At 63.2% G+C, this 26,493-nt stretch carries 27 protein-coding genes; 8 read left to right on the forward strand and 19 right to left on the reverse strand.

Annotated features, from left to right (window positions below):
* Window positions 1-866: glycogen debranching N-terminal domain-containing protein (locus tag H3V53_RS23200; protein WP_336599951.1), on the reverse strand; the 866-nt coding region annotated here is incomplete at its 3' end.
* Between the two features lie 398 nt (window positions 867-1,264).
* Window positions 1,265-2,566, reverse strand: coding sequence for a citrate synthase (gene gltA / locus H3V53_RS23205; RefSeq protein ID WP_054925335.1), 1,302 nt, complete (start codon window positions 2,564-2,566; stop codon window positions 1,265-1,267).
* 390 nt (window positions 2,567-2,956) lie between these two features.
* On the opposite strand from gltA, the gene H3V53_RS23210 reads away from it, so the two are divergent.
* Entirely contained in the window at window positions 2,957-3,358 is a 402-nt protein-coding gene (locus H3V53_RS23210; RefSeq protein WP_336599952.1) for a hypothetical protein, read from the forward strand.
* 55 nt (window positions 3,359-3,413) lie between these two features.
* Here the strand turns inward: H3V53_RS23210 and H3V53_RS23215 are convergent, their stop codons facing one another.
* The 3 genes from H3V53_RS23215 to H3V53_RS23225 all read right to left on the reverse strand — a co-directional run bounded on the left by H3V53_RS23215 (window position 3,414) and on the right by H3V53_RS23225 (window position 6,403).
* Window positions 3,414-4,202, reverse strand: a complete 789-nt coding sequence (locus tag H3V53_RS23215; protein ID WP_063787730.1) for an alpha/beta fold hydrolase — start codon at window positions 4,200-4,202, stop codon at window positions 3,414-3,416.
* 216 nt (window positions 4,203-4,418) lie between these two features.
* Window positions 4,419-5,474 (reverse strand): rod shape-determining protein, encoded by a 1,056-nt coding sequence (gene mreB, locus H3V53_RS23220; protein ID WP_336599953.1) that lies wholly within the window; start codon window positions 5,472-5,474, stop codon window positions 4,419-4,421.
* 269 nt (window positions 5,475-5,743) lie between these two features.
* Window positions 5,744-6,403, reverse strand: a complete 660-nt coding sequence (locus H3V53_RS23225) for an alpha/beta hydrolase (RefSeq protein ID WP_336599954.1) — start codon at window positions 6,401-6,403, stop codon at window positions 5,744-5,746.
* A gap of 343 nt (window positions 6,404-6,746) precedes the next feature.
* Between H3V53_RS23225 and H3V53_RS23230 the strand changes: the two genes are divergently transcribed.
* Window positions 6,747-8,354 (forward strand): DHA2 family efflux MFS transporter permease subunit, encoded by a 1,608-nt coding sequence (locus tag H3V53_RS23230; RefSeq protein ID WP_336599955.1) that lies wholly within the window; start codon window positions 6,747-6,749, stop codon window positions 8,352-8,354.
* 65 nt (window positions 8,355-8,419) lie between these two features.
* Here H3V53_RS23230 and H3V53_RS23235 read toward each other — a convergent pair whose 3' ends face one another.
* Both H3V53_RS23235 and H3V53_RS23240 read right to left on the reverse strand, forming a co-directional pair.
* Window positions 8,420-8,596, reverse strand: a complete 177-nt coding sequence (locus tag H3V53_RS23235; RefSeq protein ID WP_336599956.1) for a hypothetical protein — start codon at window positions 8,594-8,596, stop codon at window positions 8,420-8,422.
* A 134-nt stretch (window positions 8,597-8,730) separates the two neighbouring features.
* Window positions 8,731-8,967 carry a hypothetical protein gene (locus tag H3V53_RS23240; RefSeq protein WP_336599957.1) on the reverse strand — a complete coding sequence of 79 codons (237 nt, stop codon included), beginning with the start codon at window positions 8,965-8,967 and terminating at the stop codon, window positions 8,731-8,733.
* 99 nt (window positions 8,968-9,066) lie between these two features.
* On the opposite strand from H3V53_RS23240, the gene H3V53_RS23245 reads away from it, so the two are divergent.
* Window positions 9,067-9,537 (forward strand): CreA family protein, encoded by a 471-nt coding sequence (locus tag H3V53_RS23245; protein ID WP_336599958.1) that lies wholly within the window; start codon window positions 9,067-9,069, stop codon window positions 9,535-9,537.
* Between the two features lie 26 nt (window positions 9,538-9,563).
* On the opposite strand, the gene H3V53_RS23250 is transcribed toward H3V53_RS23245, so the two are convergent.
* The 3 genes from H3V53_RS23250 to H3V53_RS23260 all read right to left on the reverse strand — a co-directional run bounded on the left by H3V53_RS23250 (window position 9,564) and on the right by H3V53_RS23260 (window position 12,078).
* Window positions 9,564-10,010 carry a hypothetical protein gene (locus H3V53_RS23250; protein ID WP_336599959.1) on the reverse strand — a complete coding sequence of 149 codons (447 nt, stop codon included), beginning with the start codon at window positions 10,008-10,010 and terminating at the stop codon, window positions 9,564-9,566.
* Between the two features lie 104 nt (window positions 10,011-10,114).
* Window positions 10,115-11,776, reverse strand: coding sequence for a cation acetate symporter (locus tag H3V53_RS23255; protein WP_336599960.1), 1,662 nt, complete (start codon window positions 11,774-11,776; stop codon window positions 10,115-10,117).
* Window positions 11,773-12,078, reverse strand: a complete 306-nt coding sequence (locus tag H3V53_RS23260) for a DUF485 domain-containing protein (protein ID WP_336599961.1) — start codon at window positions 12,076-12,078, stop codon at window positions 11,773-11,775. The genes H3V53_RS23255 and H3V53_RS23260 overlap by 4 nt, the downstream gene beginning before the upstream one ends.
* Window positions 12,079-12,927: 849 nt before the next feature.
* Between H3V53_RS23260 and H3V53_RS23265 the strand changes: the two genes are divergently transcribed.
* Window positions 12,928-13,887, forward strand: a complete 960-nt coding sequence (locus H3V53_RS23265) for a universal stress protein (protein ID WP_336599962.1) — start codon at window positions 12,928-12,930, stop codon at window positions 13,885-13,887.
* A 26-nt stretch (window positions 13,888-13,913) separates the two neighbouring features.
* Here the strand turns inward: H3V53_RS23265 and H3V53_RS23270 are convergent, their stop codons facing one another.
* The 3 genes from H3V53_RS23270 to H3V53_RS23280 are packed head-to-tail and all read right to left on the reverse strand — an operon-like array spanning window position 13,914 to window position 17,614.
* Window positions 13,914-14,579, reverse strand: a complete 666-nt coding sequence (locus H3V53_RS23270; RefSeq protein ID WP_336599963.1) for a hypothetical protein — start codon at window positions 14,577-14,579, stop codon at window positions 13,914-13,916.
* A gap of 34 nt (window positions 14,580-14,613) precedes the next feature.
* Window positions 14,614-17,124: a cation-translocating P-type ATPase gene (locus tag H3V53_RS23275; protein WP_336599964.1), complete on the reverse strand. Its 2,511-nt coding sequence runs from the start codon at window positions 17,122-17,124 to the stop codon at window positions 14,614-14,616.
* Window positions 17,125-17,137: 13 nt separating this feature from the next.
* Window positions 17,138-17,614 (reverse strand): carboxypeptidase regulatory-like domain-containing protein, encoded by a 477-nt coding sequence (locus H3V53_RS23280; protein WP_336599965.1) that lies wholly within the window; start codon window positions 17,612-17,614, stop codon window positions 17,138-17,140.
* A gap of 338 nt (window positions 17,615-17,952) precedes the next feature.
* Between H3V53_RS23280 and H3V53_RS23285 the strand changes: the two genes are divergently transcribed.
* Window positions 17,953-19,317: an MBL fold metallo-hydrolase gene (locus H3V53_RS23285; RefSeq protein WP_336599966.1), complete on the forward strand. Its 1,365-nt coding sequence runs from the start codon at window positions 17,953-17,955 to the stop codon at window positions 19,315-19,317.
* 374 nt (window positions 19,318-19,691) lie between these two features.
* Here the strand turns inward: H3V53_RS23285 and H3V53_RS23290 are convergent, their stop codons facing one another.
* The 3 genes from H3V53_RS23290 to H3V53_RS23300 all read right to left on the reverse strand — a co-directional run bounded on the left by H3V53_RS23290 (window position 19,692) and on the right by H3V53_RS23300 (window position 21,960).
* Complete coding sequence (locus H3V53_RS23290; RefSeq protein WP_336599967.1) at window positions 19,692-20,129, reverse strand: Hsp20/alpha crystallin family protein; 438 nt, start codon at window positions 20,127-20,129, stop codon at window positions 19,692-19,694.
* A 286-nt stretch (window positions 20,130-20,415) separates the two neighbouring features.
* Complete coding sequence (locus tag H3V53_RS23295) at window positions 20,416-20,904, reverse strand: universal stress protein (RefSeq protein ID WP_336599968.1); 489 nt, start codon at window positions 20,902-20,904, stop codon at window positions 20,416-20,418.
* Window positions 20,905-20,940: 36 nt separating this feature from the next.
* On the reverse strand, window positions 20,941-21,960 hold the full coding sequence (locus tag H3V53_RS23300) for a universal stress protein (RefSeq protein WP_336599969.1): 1,020 nt from the start codon (window positions 21,958-21,960) through the stop codon (window positions 20,941-20,943).
* Between the two features lie 270 nt (window positions 21,961-22,230).
* Between H3V53_RS23300 and H3V53_RS23305 the strand changes: the two genes are divergently transcribed.
* A complete protein-coding gene (locus H3V53_RS23305; protein WP_336599970.1) occupies window positions 22,231-22,701 on the forward strand; it encodes a hypothetical protein in 471 nt (156 codons plus the stop codon).
* Between the two features lie 70 nt (window positions 22,702-22,771).
* Here the strand turns inward: H3V53_RS23305 and H3V53_RS23310 are convergent, their stop codons facing one another.
* From H3V53_RS23310 to H3V53_RS23320, 3 genes are all read right to left on the reverse strand, one after another.
* On the reverse strand, window positions 22,772-23,623 hold the full coding sequence (locus H3V53_RS23310; protein ID WP_419539559.1) for a potassium channel family protein: 852 nt from the start codon (window positions 23,621-23,623) through the stop codon (window positions 22,772-22,774).
* 242 nt (window positions 23,624-23,865) lie between these two features.
* Window positions 23,866-24,321, reverse strand: a complete 456-nt coding sequence (locus H3V53_RS23315; protein WP_336599972.1) for a hypothetical protein — start codon at window positions 24,319-24,321, stop codon at window positions 23,866-23,868.
* Window positions 24,309-24,524, reverse strand: a complete 216-nt coding sequence (locus tag H3V53_RS23320; protein WP_336599973.1) for a hypothetical protein — start codon at window positions 24,522-24,524, stop codon at window positions 24,309-24,311. The genes H3V53_RS23315 and H3V53_RS23320 overlap by 13 nt, the downstream gene beginning before the upstream one ends.
* A gap of 203 nt (window positions 24,525-24,727) precedes the next feature.
* On the opposite strand from H3V53_RS23320, the gene H3V53_RS23325 reads away from it, so the two are divergent.
* Entirely contained in the window at window positions 24,728-25,342 is a 615-nt protein-coding gene (locus H3V53_RS23325) for a LemA family protein (RefSeq protein ID WP_336599974.1), read from the forward strand.
* Window positions 25,343-25,421: 79 nt separating this feature from the next.
* The gene (gene adhP, locus H3V53_RS23330) at window positions 25,422-26,447 is read left to right on the forward strand and encodes an alcohol dehydrogenase AdhP (protein ID WP_336599975.1); all 1,026 of its coding nucleotides are present in this window, start codon (window positions 25,422-25,424) and stop codon (window positions 26,445-26,447) included.
* The last annotated feature ends 46 nt before the right edge of the window (window positions 26,448-26,493 follow it).

Below are 26,493 nucleotides of genomic sequence, written 5' to 3' on the forward strand. Positions count from 1 at the left end.
CGCTCGCGCACGTGCGCGTCGACGAGCGCCGCGCGCACGGCGGAGCGGCCCACGCGCGGCCGTGCCGCGTCGATCTGCGACACGTGCAGCTCGGTGACGGTATGCGTGGATTGCGGCACGTCGACGTCGGGCGCACCCTTGTGCGCCTCGACCTGCACGGCCACGGACAGATAGATCGACACGCAGGCCTGCGCCGGCAGCTTGATCGTGTAGTCGGCGCGCCCCGCGAGCAGCTTGTCGGGCATCGGCGAGAACGCGACGCGCACGCGGCGCGCGACGTCGTCGAGGCCGATATAACCGAGCAGCACTTCGTTCTTGTGCACGCGCGGCGCTTCGATGCTGCCCTGCTTCGCGCGCCTCAGGCCGCGCACTTCGAACATGTCGCGGAAGTCGCTCGCGAACGAGATGGACAGCGGCACCACGGCGTCCGTCGCGCCGTAGTTGGTGAGCTCGATCGCCTCGTTCATCACGGTGCCCGACAGCACGCGCACGCGCTCGACGTGGATCACGCCTTCGGGCGTGCTGTCGCCGCCAAGAGGCGGCAACGGACGATTGGTCAGATGCGCGGTGAATGAGGTGTTGTCGCTGCTTACGCTGCCCGACAGCAGCGACGGCGCACGGCCGCCGAATGTCAGGCGCAGTTGCGACAGCACGCGGGTATCGTTGACGAACAGGCCGTCGTCATGGCCCGTCACGTCGCCGAGGGGATCGTTGACGATGAACGTGCCGCCCGACTTCAGCACGTGCTGCGTCGCGCTCGCGACGTTCAGGTTTTCCGGGGCAATGAACGCGCCATCTGCCTCATCGCCGCGATAGTCGACGCCGCCCTGATGGGTCAGCCCGCCGAGTGCTTCTGGGTCCTGCATCAGCTCGCTCCTGTTCTGGTGGCTTCGTTCCGATGAACTTCGTTCCGGGGATTGTAGAAGGTTAGCGGAAGTAGGACAGAGGATAGTACGACGGGTGCCCCGATTCTTCATGAAATTTACATTGAAAGGCGAAATCGGCTGCGAATCCTGCTATTTGGCACGGGTCGTGCTGTCTTTTCGGTGTCTGTTGCTTGCCAGCTGGTGCACTGCGCACCCGATATTTTCGCAACGCGATCGTGAGCGCGGTATTTGCTTCGTCGTCCTTCTCAATTGAGCACGCAAGGCCCACAAAAACAAACGCCGCTTCCCTTTTGCGGAAGCGGCGTCTGCATTTTCAGACGAGGCCGCGGATAGCGGCGTTCAAAAGCAAGCCTTGTATCAGCCGATGTTCAACGAGTTCAGCGTTTTGCGATCGGCTTCGCCTCGCGCGGCGTTTCGCCGACGAACAGCTGACGCGGACGGCCGATCTTCTGCTCGGGATCGGCGATCATTTCCGTCCATTGCGCGATCCAGCCCACGGTGCGCGCGAGCGCGAAGATGCAGGTGAACATCGCTGTCGGAATGCCGAGTGCGCGCTGCACGATGCCCGAGTAGAAATCGACGTTCGGGTACAGCTTGCGCGACACGAAGTATTCGTCTTCCAGCGCGATTTTTTCGAGCGCCATCGCGAGCTTGAACAGCGGGTCGTCGTGCAGGCCCAGTTCGTTCAGCACTTCGTGGCAGGTCTCACGCATCAGCTTCGCGCGCGGATCGTAGTTCTTGTACACACGATGGCCGAAGCCCATCAGCTTCACGCCCGAATTCTTGTCCTTCACCTGCTCGATGAACTTCGGAATGTTGTCGACCGAGCCGATTTCTTCCAGCATATTCAGCGCCGCTTCGTTCGCGCCGCCGTGCGCCGGGCCCCACAGACACGCGATACCGGCCGCGATACACGCAAACGGGTTCGCGCCCGACGAACCCGCCAGACGCACCGTCGACGTGGACGCGTTCTGCTCGTGATCGGCGTGCAGGATCAGGATGCGGTCGAGCGCGCGCACCAGCACGTCATTGACCTTGTACTCCTCAGCCGGGTTCGAGAACATCATGTGCATGATGTTCGCGCTGTACGACAGGTCGTTGCGCGGGTACACGAACGGCTGGCCGATCGAATATTTGTAAGCCATCGCCACGAGCGTAGGCAGCTTCGCGATCATGCGGATCGCGGACACGTCGCGATGCGTCGGGTCGTTAATATCGAGCGAGTCGTGATAGAACGCCGACAGCGCCCCGACTGCGGCGACCAGAATCGCCATCGGGTGCGCATCGCGGCGAAAGCCCCGGAAGAAGAAGTGCATCTGCTCGTGCACCATCGTGTGCTTCGTGACGGTCTCTTCGAATTCTTTCTTCTGCTGCAGCGTGGGCAGCTCGCCCTTGAGCAGCAGGTAGCACGTTTCGAGGAAGTCGGCGTTCAACGCGAGGCTGTCGATGGGATAGCCGCGATACAGCAGCTCGCCCTTGTCGCCGTCGATATACGTGATCGACGAGTTGCACGAGGCCGTCGACATGAAGCCAGGGTCGTAGGTGAACTTGCCCGTTTGCGCATACAGCTTGCGAATGTCGATCACATCCGGACCCATCGATCCTTTATAAACCGGCAATTCGATCTTTTCGTCGCTATTCGAAAACGACAGCGTGGCTTTCGTCGTTGATACGTTCATCAGGGATTCCTTTCGACATTGCATTGCATGACATGCGAGGGCCGCGACGCGCGTTACGCGGCACAGGCGCAAGCGCGCGGCTGTGCGGATCGCCGCACCCGGCGGCCGCATGCATTTTACGGCGGCCAGGTGCCTTGATTGGCACGCTCGCGCGCAACAATCCATCTCGCACACCGCAATACTCGACACAGAGACAAGGCTTTGCGCCGACAGACAAATGAAAGTTGGAGCGATCAGCGCAACAATGTTTTGCTCGCCGATGGGGCGCCAAACGCGATGGCGTTTGCGATACTGGATTCGTGTTTCGCTTCCCCTGCAAACACATTGCTGTCTTGGACCCGCCGTGACTACGGCGGGTCTTTTTTAAAGTCAGACACAGGAACGACCAAAATGAACATGAACATCGACACGCTCTTTCCCGCGACCGAAGATGCCGACGACATCGCCGTCACGGCGCTGAACCACCAGGACATCGTGCTCGCGATGTCGGCGGCGCTGGCAACGGAGAAGGTCGCCGTTCTGCACATGCTCTACCCGCGCACGGACGCGCGCACGCATCACAGCCTCGATGCGCTCGTCGATCGTCTGCATGGTCACGGCCTGCACCAGGTCGCGCGCCTGATCTCGCATGAAGCGCACTATCTCGTGTTCAAGGAGCCCGTGAAAGCGTGGAAGGCCTTTAACGAAATCCGCCACGACTCGCTCGCGATCGGTGTCCATCTGTACTATCGCGGCCTCGTGGGCGAACCGGCCGAGCGCGCGCTCGATGTCGACGCGCACGCAAAAGACTGACGCGTCAGACATGTTCGCGCTGCCGGGCGCCAATGGCGCAGGTGCGCTATCTACGTCAGGAAGGTTTCGCGCCCTGAATGAACGCGTCGACGAAACGGTTGAAAGCAGCGGGATGCGCGAGGTTCATGCCATGCGATGCGCCCATCACCGTCTCGCGGCGCGCATCGGGCAGCCACGACGCCAGCGTTTCGGCCGTGCGGCGGAACATCAGCGGGCTCTTCTCGCCGTCGATCAGCAGCACGGGGCACTTCACCTGCGCTGCGTTCTCGCGCGTGTAGGCGGGCAGCGGATCACGGAACTGCCGCGCGAGCGTCGACGCGTTGTCCGTGGCCATGCGCCGAAAGCCCGGCGTGCTCTTCGCCCAGAAGCCCGGACGGCTCACCGAATCGACGAATAGCTGCAAGCCCGCTTCCACTTCACCCTCTTCGATTAGCTGTGCCGCGCGCGCACGCAGTGCGTTGACCGTCTCGGGCAAATTGGCAGGCGCGCGGTCGCCCGTTTGCAACGGGCCGCCGGGATCGGCGAGCGTCAGCGTCTTCACCTGTTGCGCGTGACGCCGCGCGCAGTGATACGCGACACATCCGCCGCGCGAATGCCCGATCACATGCGCGGGCCCCGCGCCCAGCCGCTCGATGAACTGCGCGACTTCATCCGCGTGATTGCTCCAGCTGAACGGAACGTCAGCAGGCGTTGTCGTTTCGGGCCAGTAATGCGTGAGGCTCACGGCAACGCATCGGTAACGCCTGGATAAGCCCGCGAGCTGCGGTTCCCAGTAACGGTAATCGCACAGCGAGCCATGCACGAAGAGCAGCAGTTCGCCTTCGCCCTGTTCGACGTAAGGCATACGCAAGCCGTTGGGCAAGTGGATGGAGAGCGCGTTCGAAGCGGAAGTCTGATTCACTGAAGAAGGCAAATGAAAAAGGCGCGCGGTTATCACGCGCGCGCCGTCAAAGCCCGATTGTCACATAGCGCTTTCTTTCGCGCGTGCAGCGCCAATGTGCGCTGCGTTCGCGACGCTCGCCTTGCGGAGCCGCGGCGCGAAGCATGTCAAACGATTGCGTCAGTCGTACGCCGACATGTCGAGCAGCCCTGCGCTCGCCGCCGCGCCGGCGCCGCGCACGGCGCACGTCAGCGGCTCGTCGGCCACGCGCACGTCGACGCCAAGCTCATTGCTGAAATAGCGGTCGAGATTGCCGAGCAGCGCGCCGCCGCCCGTCAGCACGATGCCTGCATCCGCGATGTCGGTGACGAGTTCGGGCGGCGCATTTTCCAGCGCGCCCTTCACGGCGGCCAGCATCTGGCGCAGCGGCGCGGCGATGGCGTCGACGACGTCCTGTGTCGACAGCTCGACCGTGCGCGGCAGGCCGTCGTCGACGCCGCGGCCCGTCGCGCGCATCGTGTCGGGCGGCACAATGGCGAGCGCCGAGCCGATCGTCTTCTTCACGAGTTCCGCCGTCTGATCGCCGAGCAGCACGCCGAAGTTGGTGCGCACGTGCTTGATGATCGCCGCGTCGAGCTGGTCGCCGCCGATGCGGATCGAGCCGTTGTAGGCGGTGCCGCCCAGCGCGATCACGCCGATTTCCGTCGTGCCGCCGCCGATGTCGACCACCATCGAGCCCGTCGGCGCCGACACGGGCAAGCCCGCGCCCACGGCCGAGGCCAGCGACTCGTCGATCAGGTTCACTTTCCACGCGCCCGCGGCGTGGGCCGCCTCGCGGATCGCGCGGCGCTCGACCTGGGTCGCGCCCGACGGCACGCAGATCGTGAACGCGGCGCGGCGCGCGAAGAACGGCCGCGGGCGCGCCATGTCGACGAACTGCCGGATCATGTGCTCAGCCGCGGGGAAATTGGCGATCACACCGTGGCGCATCGGCCGCACCGCTTCCATGTTGACGGGCACGCGGCCCAGCATCTGCTTGGCCTCGCTGCCCACCAGCGCGACGCGGGTCTTCCCCGCTGCCGCTTCGTGCTTGTCGAAGCACACGACCGACGGCTCGTTGAGCACGATGCCGCCGTCGTCGGTGTAGATCAGCGTGTTGGCCGTGCCGAGATCGACCGCCACGGACTGGCGCAACAGGCGTCCAAACAACGATGACTGCGCATTCGATCTGGCCATGTTCAGGCTCTTTTAAAAGGAGTGAACTGCCTCACCGGCAGCAAAAATGTCAAACGTACGGCGCGACGATCCGGCGCGTTCGTGCGTCGGAAAGTTTTTCCGGCTCTAGAGCGCATATCGGCAATTGCCCAGCGAACTTTAGGAAGATTGATTCGGAAACGCGCCTTACAGCCGCTTACGGCCGCTTACGGCCGCATGCACGACCGCTCATCGGCGGCCGTGTCGACCGGCCTTTCGACGGATCTCACAGAGGCGGGATGAACAACCGGTCAGGACCCGGCAAGCGGCGCGAGCGCGCGCACGAGGGCTTCGCGGCCAAGCGCGACGCCGTCGCCGGAGATGGTGTGGCCGACGCCCGGCAGCGCGTACGCGTCGACTTCGAAGCCCGCGTCGTGCAGCGCAATGGCCGCGCGTTCGGTTTCGTCGACGGGAATCACGTTGTCGGCGTCGCCGTGGATCAGCGTCACGGGCGTGGCGCTCTTCGCGGTCACGGGCGATGCGAGCCGCCCCGAAAACGCGACCACGACGGCCGCGCCCTGCGGGTTCGTCGCGACGTGATGCAGCGACATCATCGAGCCCTGCGAGAAACCCACCAGCGCCAGTTGGCCGTAGTCCAGGCCCCAGTGCGCGAGTTCGGTGTCCAGCGTTGCTTGCAGCGCGGGCCACGCGGCCGCGACGCGGCCCGGACGGTTGTTCGCATCGACATCGCGCAGGCTGAACCATTGACGCCCGCCGAAGCCGCCGTCGAACGGCTCGCTGCCGTCGAGCGACACGAACGCCGCGTGCGGCAGCGCTTCGCGCCAGATGTCCGCGAGGGGCACGAGGTCCTGAGCATTGCTGCCGACGCCATGCAACAGCACGACCAGCGCCGTTGCCCGTCCTTCGGCGGGCGCGAGCCGCCAGCCGTTGTCGAATTGTTCCCAGTCCATCGCCTTCATCCTTTCGTGGTGCGCGACGTGCACGCCGGGCATTGCGCCGCCGTGTCACGCGCAGGCGGCAGCATACGCCGCACGTCATATTTTCGCGCGTATTTTGCACAAAGCGTCAGTGGCGCCCAACAACTGACATTCGGGCGCGACGCCGCACTGGACAAGCCCTTTCTGATGCGCTCTGCGCTAGCGCCTGCATGACTCGCCGATGCGTTTCGATGGATGCGACTATCATCCGCATGTTGCGCCGCGCACAGCTGCATGTTGCCGATACCGTCACGTCGTGCGACCGTGCCCCGCGCCCCTCGTATGCGCCCGTGTCCGCCCACCGCCGGAGAACCGTTTGAGCGAGCCGAATCAACCCGACGCGCCGTCCGCACCGAAGCCCGCCACGCCGCCCGGCCCGCCCGGTGCGGCCACGGCACCGCTGTGGGGCGGGCAGCTGGCGCTCGCGACCTTCGCCGTCGCGCTCGCCGTCTTCATGAACGTGCTGGACACGTCGATCGCGAACGTCGCGATTCCGACCATCTCCGGCAACCTCGGCGTGTCCGTCGACGAAGGCACGTGGGTCATCACCGTGTTCGCGGCGTCGAACGCCGTGTCGATTCCGCTGACAGGCTGGTTCACGCAGCGCTTCGGGCAGATCAAGCTGTTCGTCAGCGCGATTCTCGGCTTCGTGCTCGCGTCGTGGCTGTGCGGTGTCGCGCCGTCGCTGCCCATTCTGCTGCTCGCGCGGGTGTTTCAGGGCGTGGTGGCGGGCCCGCTGATTCCGCTGTCGCAAGCCATTCTGCTCAGTTCGTGGCCGAAGGAAAAATCGTCGACGGCGCTCGCGCTCTGGGCGATGACGGCGACCGTCGGCCCGATTGCGGGCCCCGCGCTCGGCGGCTGGATCACCGATAGTTACTCGTGGTCGTGGATCTTCTACATCAACATTCCCGTCGGTATTTTCGCGGCGGGCGTCACCTGGATGATCTACCGCACGCGGGAAACGCCCACGCGCAAGCTGCCCATCGACGTCGTCGGTCTCGGCCTGCTGATCACATGGGTCGCGTCACTGCAAATCATGCTCGACAAGGGCAAGGATCTCGACTGGTTCGGCTCGCCTGTGATCGTCGCGCTAGCGGTCACGGCCGTGATCAGCTTCGCGTTCTTCCTTGTATGGGAGCTGACGGAGCCCAACCCTATCGTCGATCTCAGGCTGTTCACGCAGCGCAACTTTCTCGGCGGCACGGTCGCGATTTCGGTCGCGTACGGCGTGTTCTTCGGCAACCTCGTGCTATTGCCGCAATGGATGCAGGAGTACCTGAATTACCGCTCCGTCGATGCCGGCCTCGTCACGGCGCCGCTCGGCATCTTCGCGGTGATCCTCGCGCCCGTGATGGGCCGCGTGCTGCCGCGCTCCGACGCGCGCATCATTGCGACGCTCGCGTTCATCGGCTTCGCGATCGTGTTCTTCATGCGCTCGAACTACGTGGTCGAGATCGACACGTGGCACCTCGTGCTGCCCACACTGCTGCAAGGGATCCCCATGGCGATGTTCTTCGTGCCGCTGACGGCCATCATCCTGTCGGGCCAGCCGGGCCCGAAAGTGCCGGCCGCGGCGGGCCTGTCGAATTTCGTCCGGGTGTTCTGCGGCGCGGTGGGGACCTCGATTGCGGGCACCGCCTGGAACAACCGCACCATCCTGCATCACGAGCGGCTGACCGAGCAGGCCAACGCGAACAACCCCGTGTTCGCGCAATCGATGGACGCAACGCAGTCCCTGCTGCACATCAGCCCGTCGTCGTCGAATGCGCTGTTCGATTTCACCGTCAATACGCAGGCCGCGATGATGGGACTCAACGACATCTTCTACGCGTCGGCGATCATCTTCGTGCTGATCATCCCGCTCATCTGGATCACGCGGCCCGCGCGCGGCGGCGGTGGTGGGGACGCGTCCGGCGCACATTGACCCAGGCGCCGCCGGGCATGCCGGTGCTGCGCATGACGCTATCCGCGCGATCCGCCGTTTGGCCCTTACACGCCTTTCGCACGCCCAGCGGCACGCTTCGCGCCGGGCGCCTCGTCGGGCCAGCTCTTCAGCACGGCGGCCACCAGCTGACGAAGCTGGCGACGCGTCGCGCCGCCTCTCGCCTGCACGGCCAGCCCCTGGATGAGCGTCGACAGGAACGCGGCAGCATCATGGCTCGTCATGCCTGCCGGCAGCGGCCCTGCATCCTTCACCGACTCGAAGCGGGCACGCAGGCGCCGCTCGAACGCGTCGCGGCTTTCCGACAGTTCATCGGCGAGCGGACGCGCGTCAGCGCTTCACGCAAGGGCCGCGAGCGTCACCAGACAACCGGAAGGCGTGTTCTTCCCGTATGCAGGCCGACGATGCCATTGAGCAGCGATTCGGCAATCAGCTTCGGCGTCGCTTGCCCCAGCGCCTGCCCGCGAAAGCCCAGATGGTCGCGGTGATAGCGCTCGACGACCCGCCGGAACAGTCCTTCCTTGCTGTCAAACGCCTTGTAGAGACTGGACTTCATCAGTCCCGTCACTTCCTGAAGATCAGCCAGGGGGCGCATTCGCCCCTCGTTGACGTCGGTCAATGAGGCAGACACGTGTGCTCGTAAGCTGGCTCAAACAAGTCCACAACCAGCCAGGCAGTTCGTAGGAGACACATCATGACACGGCGCTTTTCGATTCCCTGGATGTTGGCAGCACTGTTGCCGTGCGCGGCGTTACCAGTTCATGGCGAGGATCTGGCGAAAATCGCGACTCACTCCCATCGCTATGGCGGGCAGATCAGAGTATCCGCCTATGACGACCCGCTCCTGAAAGGCGTGACCTGTTATGTTTCCAGATCCGATGACGAAAACGGCTTTGGCGGTAGCGCTCCGCCTACGCCTGACGTTCAAGTTTCCTGCCATCAGGTGGGTAAACTGGAAACGCCGAACAAGATCCCTCGTCAAGCGCAAGTCTTCGACGCTTCCGTCGATCCCATTTTCAATCTCCTGCATATATTCCGGATTCTTGACCCGAACCGACTGACAGTACTGTATTTCAGTTATGCGGAAAACGAACTGGCGGGAGACCTGCCAGGTCACGTCGATGTGATCCGGTTGCCGATACGCGGACGACAGAGCGGAGAATAAAAATCGAAAGCCCGCATCGTGAGTCCCTAAAGCGCCGTGCACGCGTTTAATTCTGAAAGCAGACACGTCGAGGTATAAGCGTCGGCGAATATCTCCGACTCGTACGCCGCGTGTGTCAACAATTCAGGGTAGTTTCGGTGGATCACGACAGCAAACAGCACGATCGCAACGAAGACATGCATGACGAATGCAGTCTTCTCAAGCACCTTCATATCGACTCTCATCTGCATAACCGCGCTCTGCTTTGATGTGTGGATCGCGACGTAACGATGCAGGATCGCGGCTCTGATACGCGGCATGCCCTTCGCGGTATGGCTTTCAGCATAGTGATGCAACGGTCGGCCGATCTGATCTGGATCAAGGCAATCAAACCATGCGGCATCGTCAATATGCCTCACACGGCGTGGATAAACGCGTGCCGCGATTCCCTGTGCCCGCTGAAAAAAATACCCCTCCGACAAAGGAGGGGACAACTTCCCGCACGGGCTTTCTTGCGGGAAGGGGGACGATCAAATTCAACTTGTCACGGGGTTGCGCGCCTGATTCCTGAGTGGCGTGACCCGTCGCAAGTGCCGGTTTAGTGACTCGCTCCCTCCACCGCTCCTATGCCAGTCTCCGAGCGTACCGACTGCGCCTCGAATCCGGCCTGGTCGATGCGCCCGCGAGCGGACTTGTCCGTCACCGAGAAGAGCCAGATGCCGACGAAGCCCATCGCCATCGAAAAGAGTGCCGGCGACGCGTAAGGAAAAGGCGCGTTCGAAAAGTGGAACACGTCAACCCAGACCGCCTTGGAGAGGACCGTCAGCAACACGGCTGAAATCAGTCCGAGAAAGCCGCCAATGGTTGCACCGCGCGTCGTGCAGCCGCGCCACAGCACCGACATGAACAGCACCGGGAAATTGGCCGACGCCGCGACGGCGAAAGCCAGTGAGACCATGAACGCGATATTCTGCTTCTCGAACACGATCCCGAGCACGACAGCGACAATACCCAACACGACCGTCGTGACTCGCGATACGAACAGCTCATTCGCACTCGGCGCCTTACCGTGCTTGAAGACGGTCGCATACAGATCGTGCGACACCGCCGATGCGCCGGCGAGCGTGAGACCCGCGACGACGGCAAGAATCGTCGCAAACGCAACAGCGGAAATAAAGCCAAGAAACACGTTGCCGCCTACAGCACTCGCGAGATGCACAGCAGCCATGTTTGTCCCGCCCAGCAATTTGCCCGCAGCATCTTTAAAGACGGGATTCGTGCTCACCAGTACGATCGCGCCGAACCCGATGATGAAGGTCAGAATATAGAAGTAGCCGATCCATGTCGTGGCCCAGAACACGGACTTGCGCGCCTCCTTCGCATTCGGCACGGTAAAGAAGCGCATCAGGATATGCGGCAGCCCGGCTGTGCCGAACATCAGCGCGATGCCGAACGAGATCGCCGATATCGGGTCCTTGATGAAATTGCCGGGGCCCATGATGGACGCCTTCTTCTCATGCACCTCGACGGCCTTCGCGAACAGCGCTTCGGGGCTGAAATGAAACTGCCATAGCACCATGAACGCCATGAACGAGGCACCCGCAAGGAGCAGGCACGCCTTGATGATCTGCACCCAGGTAGTTGCCGTCATGCCGCCGAACAGCACGTACACCATCATGAGCGCGCCCACGATTACCACGGCGATCCAGTACTCGAGGCCAAACAGCAATTTGATCAACTGCCCTGCACCCACCATCTGCGCGATCAGATAGAACGCCACGACGACGAGCGTACCCGAAGCGGCGAACGCGCGGATCGGCGCCTGCCTGAAGCGATATGCCGCCACGTCGGCAAAGGTGAACCGGCCGAGATTGCGCAGCCTTTCAGCCATCAGGAAAGTGATGATCGGCCAACCCACCAGAAAGCCGATCGAATAGATGAGACCGTCATAGCCGTTTGCATAGACGGCCGCCGAGATGCCCAGGAACGAAGCGGCCGACATGAAGTCCCCGGCGATCGCAAGTCCGTTCTGAAACCCCGTGATGCCGCCGCCTGCTGTGTAAAACTCCGCGGCCGAGCGCGTCCGTCTTGCCGCCCACTTGGTGATAAAGAGTGTCGCGACGACGAATACAACGAACATCGTGATGGCCGTCCAGTTGGTCGCCTGCTTGACCGTCTGCCCCATGTCTGCGCCAGCGGCAAAGCAGCGCAATGAGACGACAGACAGCGCCGCGAGCGCGAGAAGACGTCGTGCGTTCATGCTGCCTCCCGCTTGATCTGCTCGGTGAGCTGGTCGTATGTGCTGTTGGCGCGACGCACGTAGAACCCCGTGACGACCACCGTGAACACGATGACAAACAGTCCGACCGGCATTCCCCATGTCATCACGCCCGCGCCCATCTTTGCAGCAAGGAACTGCTTGTCGAACGCAATCAGCAGAACATAGCCGTAATACACGACCAGCACGAGGGTGGTCAGCGTCCACCCGAGCCTTGAGCGCTTTCGCACCAGTTCGCGGTATGCCGCGTTCGATTTGATTTTCTCTGCGAGTTTCAGATCCATCTTCGTCTCCTGCATCGACAGCTTTCGCTGACTGACTAGCCCCCTCTTCCGACCTTGGTCGTGAGGAGGGGCATCTATGTGCACCTGGTGTCCTGAAACGGAAGTGGTGCAATGCATTCGCGCATGCGTTTCGATGCGTCGTTCTTCTGATGCGCTCAGCGTTACGTTAAGAGCACGCGCTTACCCGGTTCTTACGGCAAACGATTTCTCGCGCCCGGGTTTACACGAAGATTCGCGCTTGTCTGCGGAAATCGAAGTTGCCTGGCTACGCTGCGCCGGGCATCTTGCGCCGAAGTGACCTCAATAGTGAGTCGGCCATGCAGCACCGCGATTGACGTAGGTCAACCGGGTCCTGACAGGTCGACTTAAAGCTTTGACACTACGGTCACGAGTGCGTAAACGGTGCGCGTGATTTTTTCAATCGGAATGGGCGAAGCTCATTCGTCGATAGCGTGCCCAGATGCAAACAGCCGCCAAACACAGCACGCGAGATGTCCTATAGTTGATGGCACGCTTGCGCCGTTCGTCGCGCAGTGTGGTTCACCAGGCACCTGCAGGCAGCGGCGCGCTCGCCGAACTCGCAGGTCTTTTTCCGGACGAAGCGCTGGAAAGACTGCACAGCCAGAAGGCCGGTCTCGAAGTCTACGAAACCGACGAGCGCCTACGCATTTCAGGCCCCAGGAGACCGTCCGACTTCATGACCATGCCCTTCGCGACTCTGTTTCTAACGCACTGAATGCACCCGTACTGGCGCAGCGTAGCGCATGAGAATTTGACCAGGATCAATCGGGCACCCTTCGCCGAATGGAGAATCCATCCATGAAGTGCAGCCTGAAACGGAGGAGCATCATGACGCAAACATCGGACCTTGGCATGACCGCCCCGAAGAGCGCGTTTCAGCGCGTCATGCTGGCCGTGGATGACTCGGAGGCGACATTGCGCGCAGCCGGATATGCAAAAGCATTGTTCGCCGGCCGTGCAAAAATCAGGCTGGTAACGGTTGCCCAGAACCCGCGCACGCTGTTTCCTCTCGGCGCGACGACTCAAGGTTTCCTGGCTGCAGCAAGAGACGAGATCATCGGCGATGCGCGCGTCGCGCTTGCGAAAATCGAAGGGATGTTCGCCGGGATAGAGTTGGAGTTTGGACTGGTCGATCTCTCCGTGCATAGCGGCAATACGGCCGATGCATTGCTCACTACCGCATCGCACTGGAACGCGGACCTGCTCGTAATGGGCATGCGGCATCATCATGGTCTTTTGCGCTGGATTGAAGGGACGGTATCGGAGCCGGTGGCGCGGCGTGCGACCTGCTCTTTGCTGCTCGTGCCAGAAGATGGCCGTGTTCCTACGGATCGGCCGCCCGAGCGTATGGTCTTTGCACTGGATGGCAGCGCCTGCTCGCTCGCCGCCTTGCAAACCGGTCTGCAGTTGGCGACGCCGGACACGCTGCTGCGCGCGGTCTACGTCGTGGACCGGGCAGTCCATCTGTTCGATGGCGGTGCCGCCGACACATTGGAAAGCGCGTATCTGGAGCAGGGTCATGCCGCCCTCGAGCGCGCTGCGCGCATCTGCGCCGATCAGGGCCGCAGCGCAGAGACCGCCCTCATCAAGACGCATACCACCCACGACGATGTTCCGCACACAATCGTACGGGACACGGCAGAGTGGCATGGCGACCTGCTCGTTCTCGGCACGCATGGCAGACGCGGTATCGCGCGATGGTTTCTCGGCAGCGTGGCCGCCCGCACCGCGCGGCTCGTCGATACGCCGATGCTGCTTGCGCGCGGCGGCGAAGCGACGGCGCACTAGCCAGAACGTGACGCCGGGCGCCGTTTCTACGGCGCCTTGTTTCGCGCTGATGGCCGGTGTTTGCTCGTGCGGGCCGCTACGCCTTCCCTTTGCCAACGTGCAGGCCGCAGCCGCAATCGTCGCTCATGAAGCAGCAGGCTCCAGTCCAGGCGGACGAAAAGCACAACCAGTCCGATCGTAGCGAGTTGTGACGCTATGAAATAAAGGCTGAAAAACGTGCCCTCGAACTCCGACTCGGGATCGACAAAACCGTGCACCCACTGCGCGAGACTGGCCCACGCCGCGTAACTCGCCACACGCCCGACAAAAAAAGGCACGCCTATCAGCCAGAGATTCGCGCGCATCAGACCATACGCGATGAACAGGTAATTCGACGGCAACGGGCTGAACGCGTACAGCAGAATGGCGCCCGCCGTCGCGGCCCTGTGCTGGCTCAGACGTGACTTGAGTACGTCGATGTTCTCGCGGTCGGCCTCCCGCAGCCATTTGCTACGCACCAATCGTCCCGCGCTGCGCGCGAGCACCAGACGCGCACAAGTCGCCGCGCAGGCCGCGACGAGCGCGATCAGCAGGGGATTGGCTTCGGGACGCTGAAACCCGATCCAGGACATCGCGAGCCAGGTCGGCGGCGCGAACGCGGGGATCAGGTTCAACACGAACACCGCGGCGAACAGGAACAGCAGATATTTCACGTCGATCGCCTCTCCCGTATCCCTTCGGCTGCCATCACTGCGGCCAGGCCAGCACCGCGTGCAGACCAAAGACACGCGCTATCGCGGGCACCATCAGCAGCATGCAAAGCGCGACCAGCGCAAAACCCGCAACGGCCCATCCATACGGATTGGTATCCCTCAGATGGCGCGGCACGGCGCCTCTCGCCCGCAGTCGCACAGCCGTCATGATGCTTACGTTGCCCAGCACGAGCATTGGGAAGGCCACGGTTCGCGCAGCCGCAGCATCGAATCCACGCAACAGCATCGAGGCATACGCCAGGACCACAGCCAGGCCCACCGCGCATCCGATCATCACGCTGGCCGCGAGCGCCCGGTTGGTCATCAGCCGCTCGCCGGTGCGCCTCGGCGGTTCGTGCATGACTGTCGGCTTTTCGCGCTCATTTTCGAACACGATGGAGCACACGGGCGCAATGATCATTTCGAGCGCCACAATGTGCACCGGTCCAAGCATCGGTGGCCAGCCGGCGAGAACGGGAATCGTCGCGGCGGCGATCATGGGCAAATGCGCGGCAACCGAAAAGCTGATCGCCTGTTTCAGATTCGCATAGATGCGCCGGCCGAGACGAATGGCCAATACGATCGGCGTGAAGTCGTCCCGCAATAGCACGAGCGACGCGACCTCGCGTGCCACCTCGGCGCCGCGCCGGCCCATCGCAATGCCGATATGCGCCGCCTTCAGTGCCGGCGCGTCGTTGACTCCATCTCCCGTCATGGCGACGACCTCGCCGGCGCGGCGAAATGCATTCACCAGCCGCAACTTCTGCTCGGGTGTCACGCGCGCGAACACGCTCGTGTCGCTTATCACCCGTTGCAAAGCCGCGTCGTCCATTGCGGCGAGTTCGGCACCTGACATCACGTGCGCGGCATCGATGCCGACTTCCGTGGCGATCGCGCGCGCCGTCGACGGATAGTCGCCTGTAATCATCACGACACGCACGCCGGCTGCCTTGCACTCGGCAATCGCGCCCGCGACTTCGGGGCGCACAGGGTCGAGCAAGCCAACCAGACCCACGAACGTGAAATCGAAGTCATGCTGTCTGGCGGGCCATGTTTCGCCGCGATGACGTGCTCGCGCCACCCCGAGCACGCGCAATCCGTTCTCCGCCATCCGTGTCGCCCGCTCGAGCAACGCTTTCGAGTCGTGAGGAGACATTCCGCACAGTGAGCAGATCGCTTCGGGTGCGCCCTTGCACGCCACCAGAAGATCGCCGCCATCGGCGGTCTGCCAGCCGTGCGACATTGCAGGCAAGTCGGGCGTCAGCGCGTACTCCTGCACGAGCGACCAATGCCGGTGCAAGCGGCCCGTATCGGCGAGGTATGCATTTCCTGCCTCGTGAAACGCACGCTCCATAGGGTCGACGGGTTCGATCTCGCTTGCCAGCACAAGATACTCGATCAATTCATGAAATACGGGGCGAATTTCCGGCGCGTCGTTGCTGATCCAGGCTTCGTCGCCGTTCGCGTACAGCACGCGCACCGACATGCGGTTTTGCGTCAGCGTGCCCGTCTTGTCGACGCACAGCACAGACGTCTGCCCCAGCGTCTCGATCGCGCTGAGCCGCCGCGTCAACACGCCCTCGGCGACGATCCGGCGCGCACCCAGCGCCATGAAGACGGTCATGATGACGGGAAGCTCTTCGGGCAAGATGCTAATCGCGAGCGTGATGCCCGCCAGCAGTCCCGGCAACCACGCATCCGTGCGCCAGCGGTACGCAAGAACCAGCAACGCGCAGATCAGCATTGCCAGGGTGGCGAAACGCCTGACGAATGTACGGATCTCGCGCTGCAGCGGCGATGGCGCCTCTTTCACATCGGCAAGCTGCATGCCGATCTGGCCGAGCTGCGTCTTCGCGCCGATTGCAGTCACGCTCATGCACCCTTGGCCCCGGACGACCATCGTGCCCGAGAACAGCGCGTTCGACATGGCGGCGGGCAGTGTGCCGTCGTCGGGCGAACATGGAAACTTGTCGACCGCGATGGATTCGCCCGTGAGCAGCGACTCGTCCACGCTGAGTTCGTGCGCTTCCACCACCAGGCCGTCGGCAGGCACTTTCGCACCTTCTTCGACGAAAACGACATCGCCGGGAACGAGTTCCACCGCCGACACGGAAGTCCGTATCCCATCGCGCAGCACGTGAGCCCGCGGCGCCGACAGGTCGCGCAGCGCGCGCAGCACGCTTGCCGTGCGATGACTCTGGAACATGGTCAGCGCTACTTCCGCCACGACGAATGCAAGCAGCGTCATCGCTTGCGGCCTGTCGCCCAGCAGACCGTACAGCACGGCCGCGATGATCAGCAGCACGAACATCGGCTCGGCGAGCACATCGCGCACTGTGCTCCACCACAGGTTGCGCGAGGCGGAGGCAATCACATTGCGGCCGTGCACGGCGCGCAACGCGACGACTTCGGCCGTCGTCAGACCGATGGCCGGGTTCGCGCCGCGTGTCGATCGAGTTGCCGCATCGCCGACGAACACCACCGATGGCGTATCTTCGCGTCTCATGAACGGTCGCCCGCTAGAGCCCCGCCGACGGCCGACAACGCGGACAGTTCGCGTTCGTGCCCCGCGCGGCGCGCTCTTCGAGCGGCAGATGAAAATCCGTGCCGCCGCGACGAGGCACGGTCACCCACCGGGCCACTTCCGGGCCCCCTGCATTCGCGATGACGCGATAGCGCCCGGCCGGAAGCATGATGTACAGGAACGGCCCTCCCGTGCGCGTGTCGAGAAGCGTCTTCCCGCCCGCATCGGCAATGCGGACGCCGACGTCTGCGAGATAGCCGCCGCCGGGCGACGTGAACATCATGCGAAGACTGTAGCGCGGGGCGAGCGAGAGAAATGCCTTAGCTTCGTCTTCGCCGACGCCTCCCGTCATATACAGTACACCGTTCGTGCTGACCGCTTCCGGAAGCGATTGCGCGGACACGGCGATGCTCGCCGTGCCGAAGCAAAGCACGATGGACACCGTACGCAACATGTGGTCGAAGCGTTTCATTTGTCTGATCTCCTGAGAAATGCGCGCGGCGGCCGATCAGTCGGCGTTTTTCCAGATGACGTAGTACATCACCGCAAGCGCGACCACACCGGCCAGCGCAATGAATCCACATCCGAGCGCAAGTATCCTGACCATTGCCGTCTCCAGCACATCTACCGGTTACACCAGGCTAACACCCGCGACGGGCGCGCGATTGACGCAAGTCAAGGCGGCGTGCGCGTGCGCCAGCGTTTTCCGTTCAACCGTACGCGCGACCCGTTGATGACCTGGATCAATGGCATCACGGCTACATCGGATGCAATGGAGCGTGTGAACATCCATCTGTCTGCGGAGGCGCGATGAAGCTGACCTTTCTCGGTGCGAGCGAAACCGTGACCGGCTCGAAGTATCTGCTGGAAGAACCCGGCGCGCGGATTCTTGTCGATTGCGGGCTTTTTCAGGGCGTCAAGAATCTGCGGATGCGCAACTGGGTGCCGCTACCCGTGCCGGCGGATTCGATCGACGCTGTGATACTGACCCACGCACATATCGATCACAGCGGCTATCTGCCATTGCTCGTACGCAATGGTTTTCGCGGCCCCGTGTACTGCACGCCAGGGACAGCCGCCCTCTGCGAGATCATGCTGCGCGACAGCGCGAGACTGCAGGAGGAAGAAGCGGATTTCGCGAACCGCCATGGGTTCTCGAAGCACCATCCCGCGCTGCCGTTATACACCCTCGAAGACGCGGAACGCGCGCTGCGACTGTTCGTGCCGCGCCCTTTCGACACCCCCGTCGAGTTGCTGCATGACATCTGGTTCCGGTTTCTGCCCGTTGGTCACATCCTCGGCGCGGGAAGCGTTGTCGCGTGCCGCAATCACTATGTGCTTGCGTTCTCGGGAGACGTGGGACGGCCGGAAGACCCCATCATGCGCGAACCGACACCGCTGGCGCACGCGGACTATCTCGTCGTCGAATCGACCTACGGCGACCGTCTGCACCCCGACACTCATCCCAAAGACGAACTGGCGCAGCTGTTCACCAAGACCTTTGCGAAAGGCGGTGTCGTCGTGATGCCGTGCTTCGCGGTCGGGCGAACCCAGGAAATCCTTTACTACATCTCGAAGCTGAAAGAGGAGGGGCGTATGCCGAATGTGCCCGTCTACCTCGACAGCCCGATGGCGACAAGCGTCACGGATGTCTACCGGAAACACCTCGACGAGCATCGGTTGACCATCTCCGAAGCGAACGCGATGGACAAGGTGGCGATCATGACCCGAACCGTCGAACAGTCGAAGACGATTGCCTCTCACAACGGACCGATGGTGATCATTGCAGGTAGCGGAATGGCGACGGGCGGCCGGGTACTGCATCACCTGCGCCTCTACGCATCCGATCCGCGCAATACCATTGCGCTCGTCGGATTTCAGGCGGCGGGCACGCGTGGCGCAGCGCTCGCCGCGCACGAAGGCTCGATCAAGCTGCACGGCGAATATGTTCGCGTGCGCGCCAATGTCGTATCGATTACGTCGCTGTCGGCGCATGCGGACTACCGGGAGATGCTGCAATGGCTATCGAGTCTGCGGGACCCGCCCGCGCGCACTTTCGTGACGCACGGCGAGCCGGCGGCCGCGGATGCGATGCGGCGCCGCATCTCGGAGACATTCGGGTGGGCTTGCGAGGTGCCCGTCTATCAGCAGTCGGCCGAACTCAACGGGTTATAGGAAAAGCGGCGGCCATGCAGAAGCGCATGGACCGCCCAAACGTTCACACCTCGATGGTCGCGCCCTTCTTGAGCGCTATCCACGTCGTCGCTTCGCTTGAGCGGACTGATTCAGATCAACCACGCGCATCTTCGCTGTCTTAACGTGATTCCAATGTCACCGCGGCGCCCGCAATGCAGGGCGCCGCGCAATCGGGCAAAACTCGGGCACACCCGCTATAGACCGCCGCATCAATGCGGATGAAAAATGGCGGGCCTGCCACTCAAGCCCGCCTCGCCTCCCGTCAGCCATACCATTTCGTGCATCGCTTCGACGCACTGTCGGCACCTTGTTTTCCGGCGCGTGCAACCGGCGAATGAAGGCCCCACCACCGCTCAACTGATCGTCAGACGCTTCTGGTCGGTCGGTGCCCGCTTCGGCAGGCTCAACGACAGCACGCCGTCCTTGTACTCCGCCTTTGCGTTGGCGTCATCGACTTCGCCCGCGAGCGAGAACGAGCGGCTGATCGCCCCGGAATAGCGCTCGCGCCGGATGACGCGCTCGCCATCCTTCTCTTCCTTGTTGCGCTCGACCTTCGCGTTGATCGAGACGACGCGTCCGTCGATCTGCACGTCGATATCCTTCTTGTCGACGCCCGGAAGCTCTGCCTTCACCGTATAGGCGCTGTCGCTCTCCGTCACATCGATCTTCATCGACGCAAGCTCGGTGTCCTGGCTCGTCGTCATCGAACGCATGGGGCGGAAGAAACCGTGAAACAGATCCGCAACGACAGGGTCCATCGAGAACGGGTCAAACCGCGTCAAATTGCTCATTGCACCTCTCCTTGAAGTAAGCAGGCCACGCACATGGCCACGATTGTCCGACCGCTAAAGCGGCTCACAGCACGCCTGCGGCGCATGGCAGCCGCAGACGCGCAGTTTCGTATGCGTGATTCGATGCCCGGCTGCCGGCGCAAGGCCTCTCGACGCGCCTGCGGAACGCGATAACGCCGTCGAATCAGCCCGTGAATCGTCCCGACGAGCGCGCCCAAAGACACCTACACCCCGGCGCGCGCCAGCACGATCCTGGATGGCTGGCGAGGCATGATCCGCTCTTGGGTCAGGCGTCCGTCCCGGACTCTTGCCTGGACTCTTGCCTGGACTCGACGCCACGGACGAGCAACACGGGACATTCGGCGAAGCGGACGAAGCGCTCGGCGACGCTGCCGAGCACGACGCGGCGCACGCCTCGACGGCCGTGCGTGCCGAGCACGGCCAGTTCCGCGCCGGTGCGGGCAGCGTAGTGTCGAAGCGTCTCTGCGACGTCCTCGGAGAGCCGCTCGGTTTCGATCAGCTCCGCTTCGCACGCGACGCCCGCCGCCTTGCACGCTGCTTCCGCGTTCTGGAGCGTCTCCCGGCCATCCTTGCGCAGCGCATCGACGAGCGCGATCGGATCGTAGTACCCCGCATAGTTGAAGAGCGGCGACTTGTCGACGACATAGACGGCGTGAACGGTGCCCTGCGTGAGACCCGCCATCTTCACGGCCTCTTCCAGCACGTGCGCGCTTGACTTGCTGCCGTCCAGCGCAACCATAATCCGCTTGTACATGATCGACTCCTCCGCAACGAATGCACGAACGACAATTCAAAGAAACGCGGGCGGTGGCGAAACCACGCCTTCCGGCGTCGCCGCCGGCTGCGCGTCATTGCCTGCTGACTCGGCGTGCGTCGCCCGCCCCGCCTGGGGCGGACAGACGAGCACGGGACACTCGGCATCCCGCAGCGTGTGCGAGACGACATGTCCCGGCAGCGGATGCTTGAGCATCGGCCGGCTGCTCGACGACATCACCACGAGGTCGGCCTGCCACTGCTTCGCTTCGCGCAGAATGACGCTCGCGACGTCGTCATATTCGAGGTCCGTTTCGGCGACCACCGCTTCCACCGGCCGCGACGCGCGCTTCATCAACGCCTGGGCGTCGGCCAGTGCGCGTGTGCCGTCGTGATGGAAAAAGCCGCGCGGCAGCAGGTCTCTCAGCCCTGAACGGCCGTCCGCCACGTAGATCACCCTGAACGCGGCGGCCGTGGGCACGATGTGCGCCGCAAGACGTAGCGCCGCCATGCAGGCTTCAGAACCATCGACGGCAACCAGCACGCGCGCCACGCCTGCGTCTATACCGCCGAGGCACGCGGTCGGCACGTGCAGCACCGGGCAATGCGACACGGCGACGAGTTCCTCGGGATCGAGCCTGCACGCCCAACGGTGACTGCGTGGATGCGAAGCGACGGCGATCAGATCTGTGTGCCAATTCCGGGCTGCGTCGCTCAACGCGTCGGTCGCGTGACGATGCATCTCTGCGAGGTCGATCAGCTCGGTCTCCGGACGCGCCACGAATTCTGCCGCGCCATGCGCCGCCTGATCGAGACGGGCTTGTGACGCACGCAGCATCGCGCGATGGGCTTCGCTCCAGTCCGGATATGACAGCAGAAGCGTCGGGACCAGCGCGGCCGGGTTGCAGATCACATCGACGAGTCGCACCAGCGCGTCGGGCGCTGCAAATCGCAACGCGAATCGCGTCAATCCGATGAGGCCCGCGCCGCCCTCGGCGGCAACCAGGACTCGTTCCAATGCGACCGGTGCCGTGTCGTGTGCCATGTTGCGGTTCATCGCCTTCCCTCATCGTGTTCCGGCGCGTACGCCGGGCATGCTTCTATATTCGATGCTCGCGCGATGGCGGAATTGATTTGTATCAACGGTCGTCGACGTGCCCCACCTCATGCGCGTCACGCTGACACCGGGCGCGGAATCCAAAACTTGATGTGCCTCAAGCGGCAACGCGAAGCGGGGTCTAGAGTCGATGTCGAAGCTGCTTGCATCGCGCCGGACGCGCGGCAACACGCGTCGAGATGCCGCTTTTTCAGCAACCAGGAGACAGACATGAATACCGCTCGTTCTGATCTGCACGCCACGGCACCGGGATCATGGGAAGGACAGGTGCCGTCTTATCGTTTGCCGTCGACGTGGGAGGCATTCGCTCTGGCACACGCCGAAGCGCTCACGAAAGGCATGGCGCTCTGGCACGAGATGTGGACGCGGGTCGCGTCCGCCAAAAGTCCGCTCGACTATGCGGTGGCGGCCACCTTGATGTGGCCCGATTGCGCCTCGCAGACCATGCTGTATTGCAAGCGTCTGTCAGACCTGGCCTCGGGCGCGCACATCGATGCGAACGGCAACGCGACGAACCCGCAATCCGCTTCCCTTGCGGCGACAAACGCCCCGATAACGGCCCAGACAAAATCGGCATCCACGTCGCGTCTGCCTGCGGACAACGACGCCGTGAATGCCCAGCCGTACGCGAACCGGTCAGTCAAACGTGCGGTTCCCGTTCCGCAGTTTCGCGGCGAGTGAGTGCGCCGAGTGAGTGCGCCGAGTGAGTGCGTCATCCGGCGCGACGATACGCGAGGCCCGTCGCGCCGCTTCATGGTCCGTGCTGATCTCGCGGCACGGGATGAAGCGCTTCCGCTTCGGCGATCGCATCGCCCGATGGAGCAAGGCTTTCGCGCAATGCCCGCAGTTCTGCGCGCAGCTGAACAATTTCGGCGTTCAGGTGCTTGATGTCGCGGTGCATTTCGTGGCGCAGCGCGCGTTCCTCTTTGCCGATGAACGCGGCCGCAATGCTCGCAAAAACCAGCGACAACATGCCGTAACCCAGCAGCACGACGAACACGGCAAACACGCGCGATGCTGGCGTGGTGGGCGCGATGTCTCCATAACCGACCGTCGCGCTGCTTTCAAACGCGAGCCAAAGACCGTCAGCGTAGTTGTGGACCCTCGGCTCCAGCAAGAGGAATCCTGCCCCAGCCATTGCCAGCACGCCGGCACCGGCGATCAACAACCCGATCAGCCGGTTGGGTGCGAAAAAGACCTTCAGCGACAGGACGATGCGGATCGCCACGAGGCCGACGAATAGCAACCGCAACACCCATTCGAGCGTCTGCCACGGCGGCGCGCCCCACCCCGCGCTGATCGCAGCGCCGATCATGAGCGTCACGTCAAGCCGGTTGCGCGCAAGCCATGCCTTCGGCTTCCTGCTGGTGTGGAGCATCCACAGCAGGCAGAGCGCGAAGCCCGCGAACATGCACAGGTACAGGCCGCGCGCGATGATCAGCACGCCCTGTGAAGCCGACGTGAGCTCGCCATAGAACGCGGGGATGGCAAGCAGGCTCAATCCGCACAGAAGCCAGCGAATGACGCGCCACGCGCGCATGGCGCGCGCACCGTCATGCGCATCGGCGCCGCTGATCGTAAAGAAGTCGAGCCCGTTAGCCATCGCGCAAGTAGAGTGGGAGACGACGCTTGATGACATCGGCTGCCGCGTGCAGCCTGACGTGCCAGCAAGATACCAATGCCGCTGCTTATCAGGCTACGCCATGCCTCGTCGCAACGCTTGACTCAGATCACGCTCCGCCATCGCAGTCAGAATGCGAATAGCCGCGTGCCGATTGTGGGCGATGCCGACACGTCCTGTTTCCGTCACGCGTGCGCGAAGGCACGGGCTTCCGCAGAACCGGATCAGTCGCTGCGCTTCTCCAGCCACGGCCGGAAACCCGTCTCTACCGAAATGATCGATTTTGCGCACGTTGAATACAACAGCCCGGCCTTGCCGTCGCTGTCGTACATTCCGCGGCACATCGCCTTCAACCGGATGGCAGTGCCGCCCTTGCCGTCGGCGTCTTTCGACGCGGCCAGATAGACGAAGCCGAACGCATGGGGGAACGCGGTCTGGATCACGGCATCGTCGGCCTGCACGATGCGCGTCGCGGAGTGCCCCGCAACGTATGTTTCTGTGCGCTTCCATGCGTCGTCGCAGGCGGCTGTCGATGTGCAGACAATGCTCGCTTCCTGGCGAGCCCGAAAGAGTTCGACTTCCTTTGCACGAAACGCGGCTTCATGCGACGCCGTTGCACATGCTGCAAGCCATGCCGATCCGACGAGAGCGCTGCACAGCCCGAGATTCAACCGCGCCATGGTGCCCCCTGCGCGCCCGGTTGCATTGGCGTTTGTGCCGCTGTCGTCGCGAGTTCGACGATCTGGCAAGTGATCTCGCGCTGACGCTCGATGCGCGACGCCCGCACCAGTGCTTCGAGCATGGCCGCCACGGCGCCGCACACCGCGCTCACTCGCCCGGCCGCTCCCGCCTGCTCGTCGTTTTCACGATGCTGGATCGACACGTTTTCGGCTCCGAAGCGAAGTCATGAACCCCTTCAAGGTAATGGCCCGCTGCGTGTGAAAACTGATCCTGATCAAACAGCATCCGATTCTCCCGAATGCCGACGCAAGCCCGTTCTAATCGCGAACCGGTTGACAGGGATCAATGGCCGGGGCGCGAACCGTTCTACGCTCGACAGGACTGGTCTCACGCGAGCAATGCACGATGTCGAAGTCCCTTCGGTTCATTCCTCTGCTGATCGCTTTCTGCGTGCTGGCGGGCTGTGGCACCGATCGCCCGCATGTGCGCAATGAGGAAGCACGGGCGGCGTTCGCCGAGGTTCTCGATCTTTACAACGACCGCCTCTCGCTGGCCGACGAAGCGATAGCGCTGGCACGCCCGTCCCTGTCAACGGGTTCATCGGCGCTTGCGGAGGTCGTGAGCGCGCGCTCGGGCGTCGCTGCGCTCCACGCGACGCCGGAATTCGTCGACGCGCCCGCGTTATTCGCGCGCTTCGATGTCGCGCAACGTCAATTGACCGACGCGATGTCGCAACTGATGGTCGCGTGCGAATCCGAGCACCGGCTGAGCGCGACGCCGCGCTTTCGTCAGCTTCAGGCGCGCCTCGCGATGTCGGCCGGGCGTATCGCGGCCGCGCGCGATCGCTACGACAGTGCCGCGCAACGCTACAACGCTTCGCTGCACGTCTTTCCATTCAGCCTCGCGCAAGCCATTCATGCCGATGCCGGGAAGCCGACCTTCTCCGTGCGCGACGGTTCGCCCGTGCATCGCAGGCCACGCACGGACTTCGGCACATTGCGCGGTTCGCTGCGTGTCTAGCGCGGTCGAGCGCACGACGTGTTTGCGTGCGGCGCGCCATCTGCTGTCACTACTGCGGTAATTTTTGGAGGAGCAAAACATGACGCGTCACATGAAGGCTGCCGTCGTTCATCAGTTCGGTGCGCCGCTGAGTATCGAAGAAGTCCCGGTTCCCGAAGTCGGGCCGGGCCAGATTCTGGTCAACATCAAGGCGTCGGGCGTGTGTCACACCGATCTCCATGCGGCCGACGGAGACTGGCCCGTCAAGCCGTCCTTGCCCTTCATTCCGGGCCATGAGGGCGTGGGCTATGTCGCGGCTGTCGGCAGCGGCGTGAGGAACGTGAAGGAAGGCGACCGCGTGGGCGTGCCGTGGCTCTACACGGCCTGCGGCTACTGCGAGCATTGCCTGAGCGGTTGGGAAACGCTTTGTCACGACCAGCAAAACACCGGCTATTCCGTCAACGGCGGATATGCCGAGTATGTACTTGCTGATCCGAACTACGTCGGACACCTGCCCGATAACGTCGCATTCGACGACATCGCACCGATTCTCTGCGCCGGCGTCACCGTTTATAAAGGCATTCGCGTAACCGACACGCGTCCCGGCCAGTGGCTGGCCATCTCAGGCATTGGCGGTTTGGGTCACGTAGCCGTGCAGTATGCGATCGCGATGGGCCTGCACGTCGTCGCGGTCGACATTTCCGACGAGAAGCTGGCGCTCGCTCGCAAGCTCGGTGCGAAGCTCACGATCAATGCGAACACGACGGACCCCGCGGCCACGATCCAGCAGGAAATCGGCGGAGCCCACGGCGTGCTGGTAACCGCCGTGTCGCGCAGCGCGTTTGCTCAGGCTCTCGGCATGGTGCGGCGTGGCGGAACGGTCGCGTTGAACGGGCTGCCGCCCGGCGACTTTCCGTTGCCGATCTTCTCGACCGTGCTCAATGGCATCACCGTGCGCGGGTCGATCGTCGGCACGCGACGCGATTTGCAGGAGTCGCTGGATTTTGCTGCGCAAGGCAGTGTTCGTGCGCATATCCATCGCGACCGCCTCGAAAACATCAACAAGGTGTTCGGGCAATTGCGGGAAGGAACGGTCGACGGGCGCGTCGTGCTGGTGCTCGACTAGGCGCGGTGAAGGGGACAGGCATGGTGCAGCGCACGCAGTGACGCCT

The sequence above is a fragment of the Paraburkholderia bengalensis genome, assembly GCF_037126505.1.
Lineage (GTDB): Bacteria > Pseudomonadota > Gammaproteobacteria > Burkholderiales > Burkholderiaceae > Paraburkholderia > Paraburkholderia bengalensis.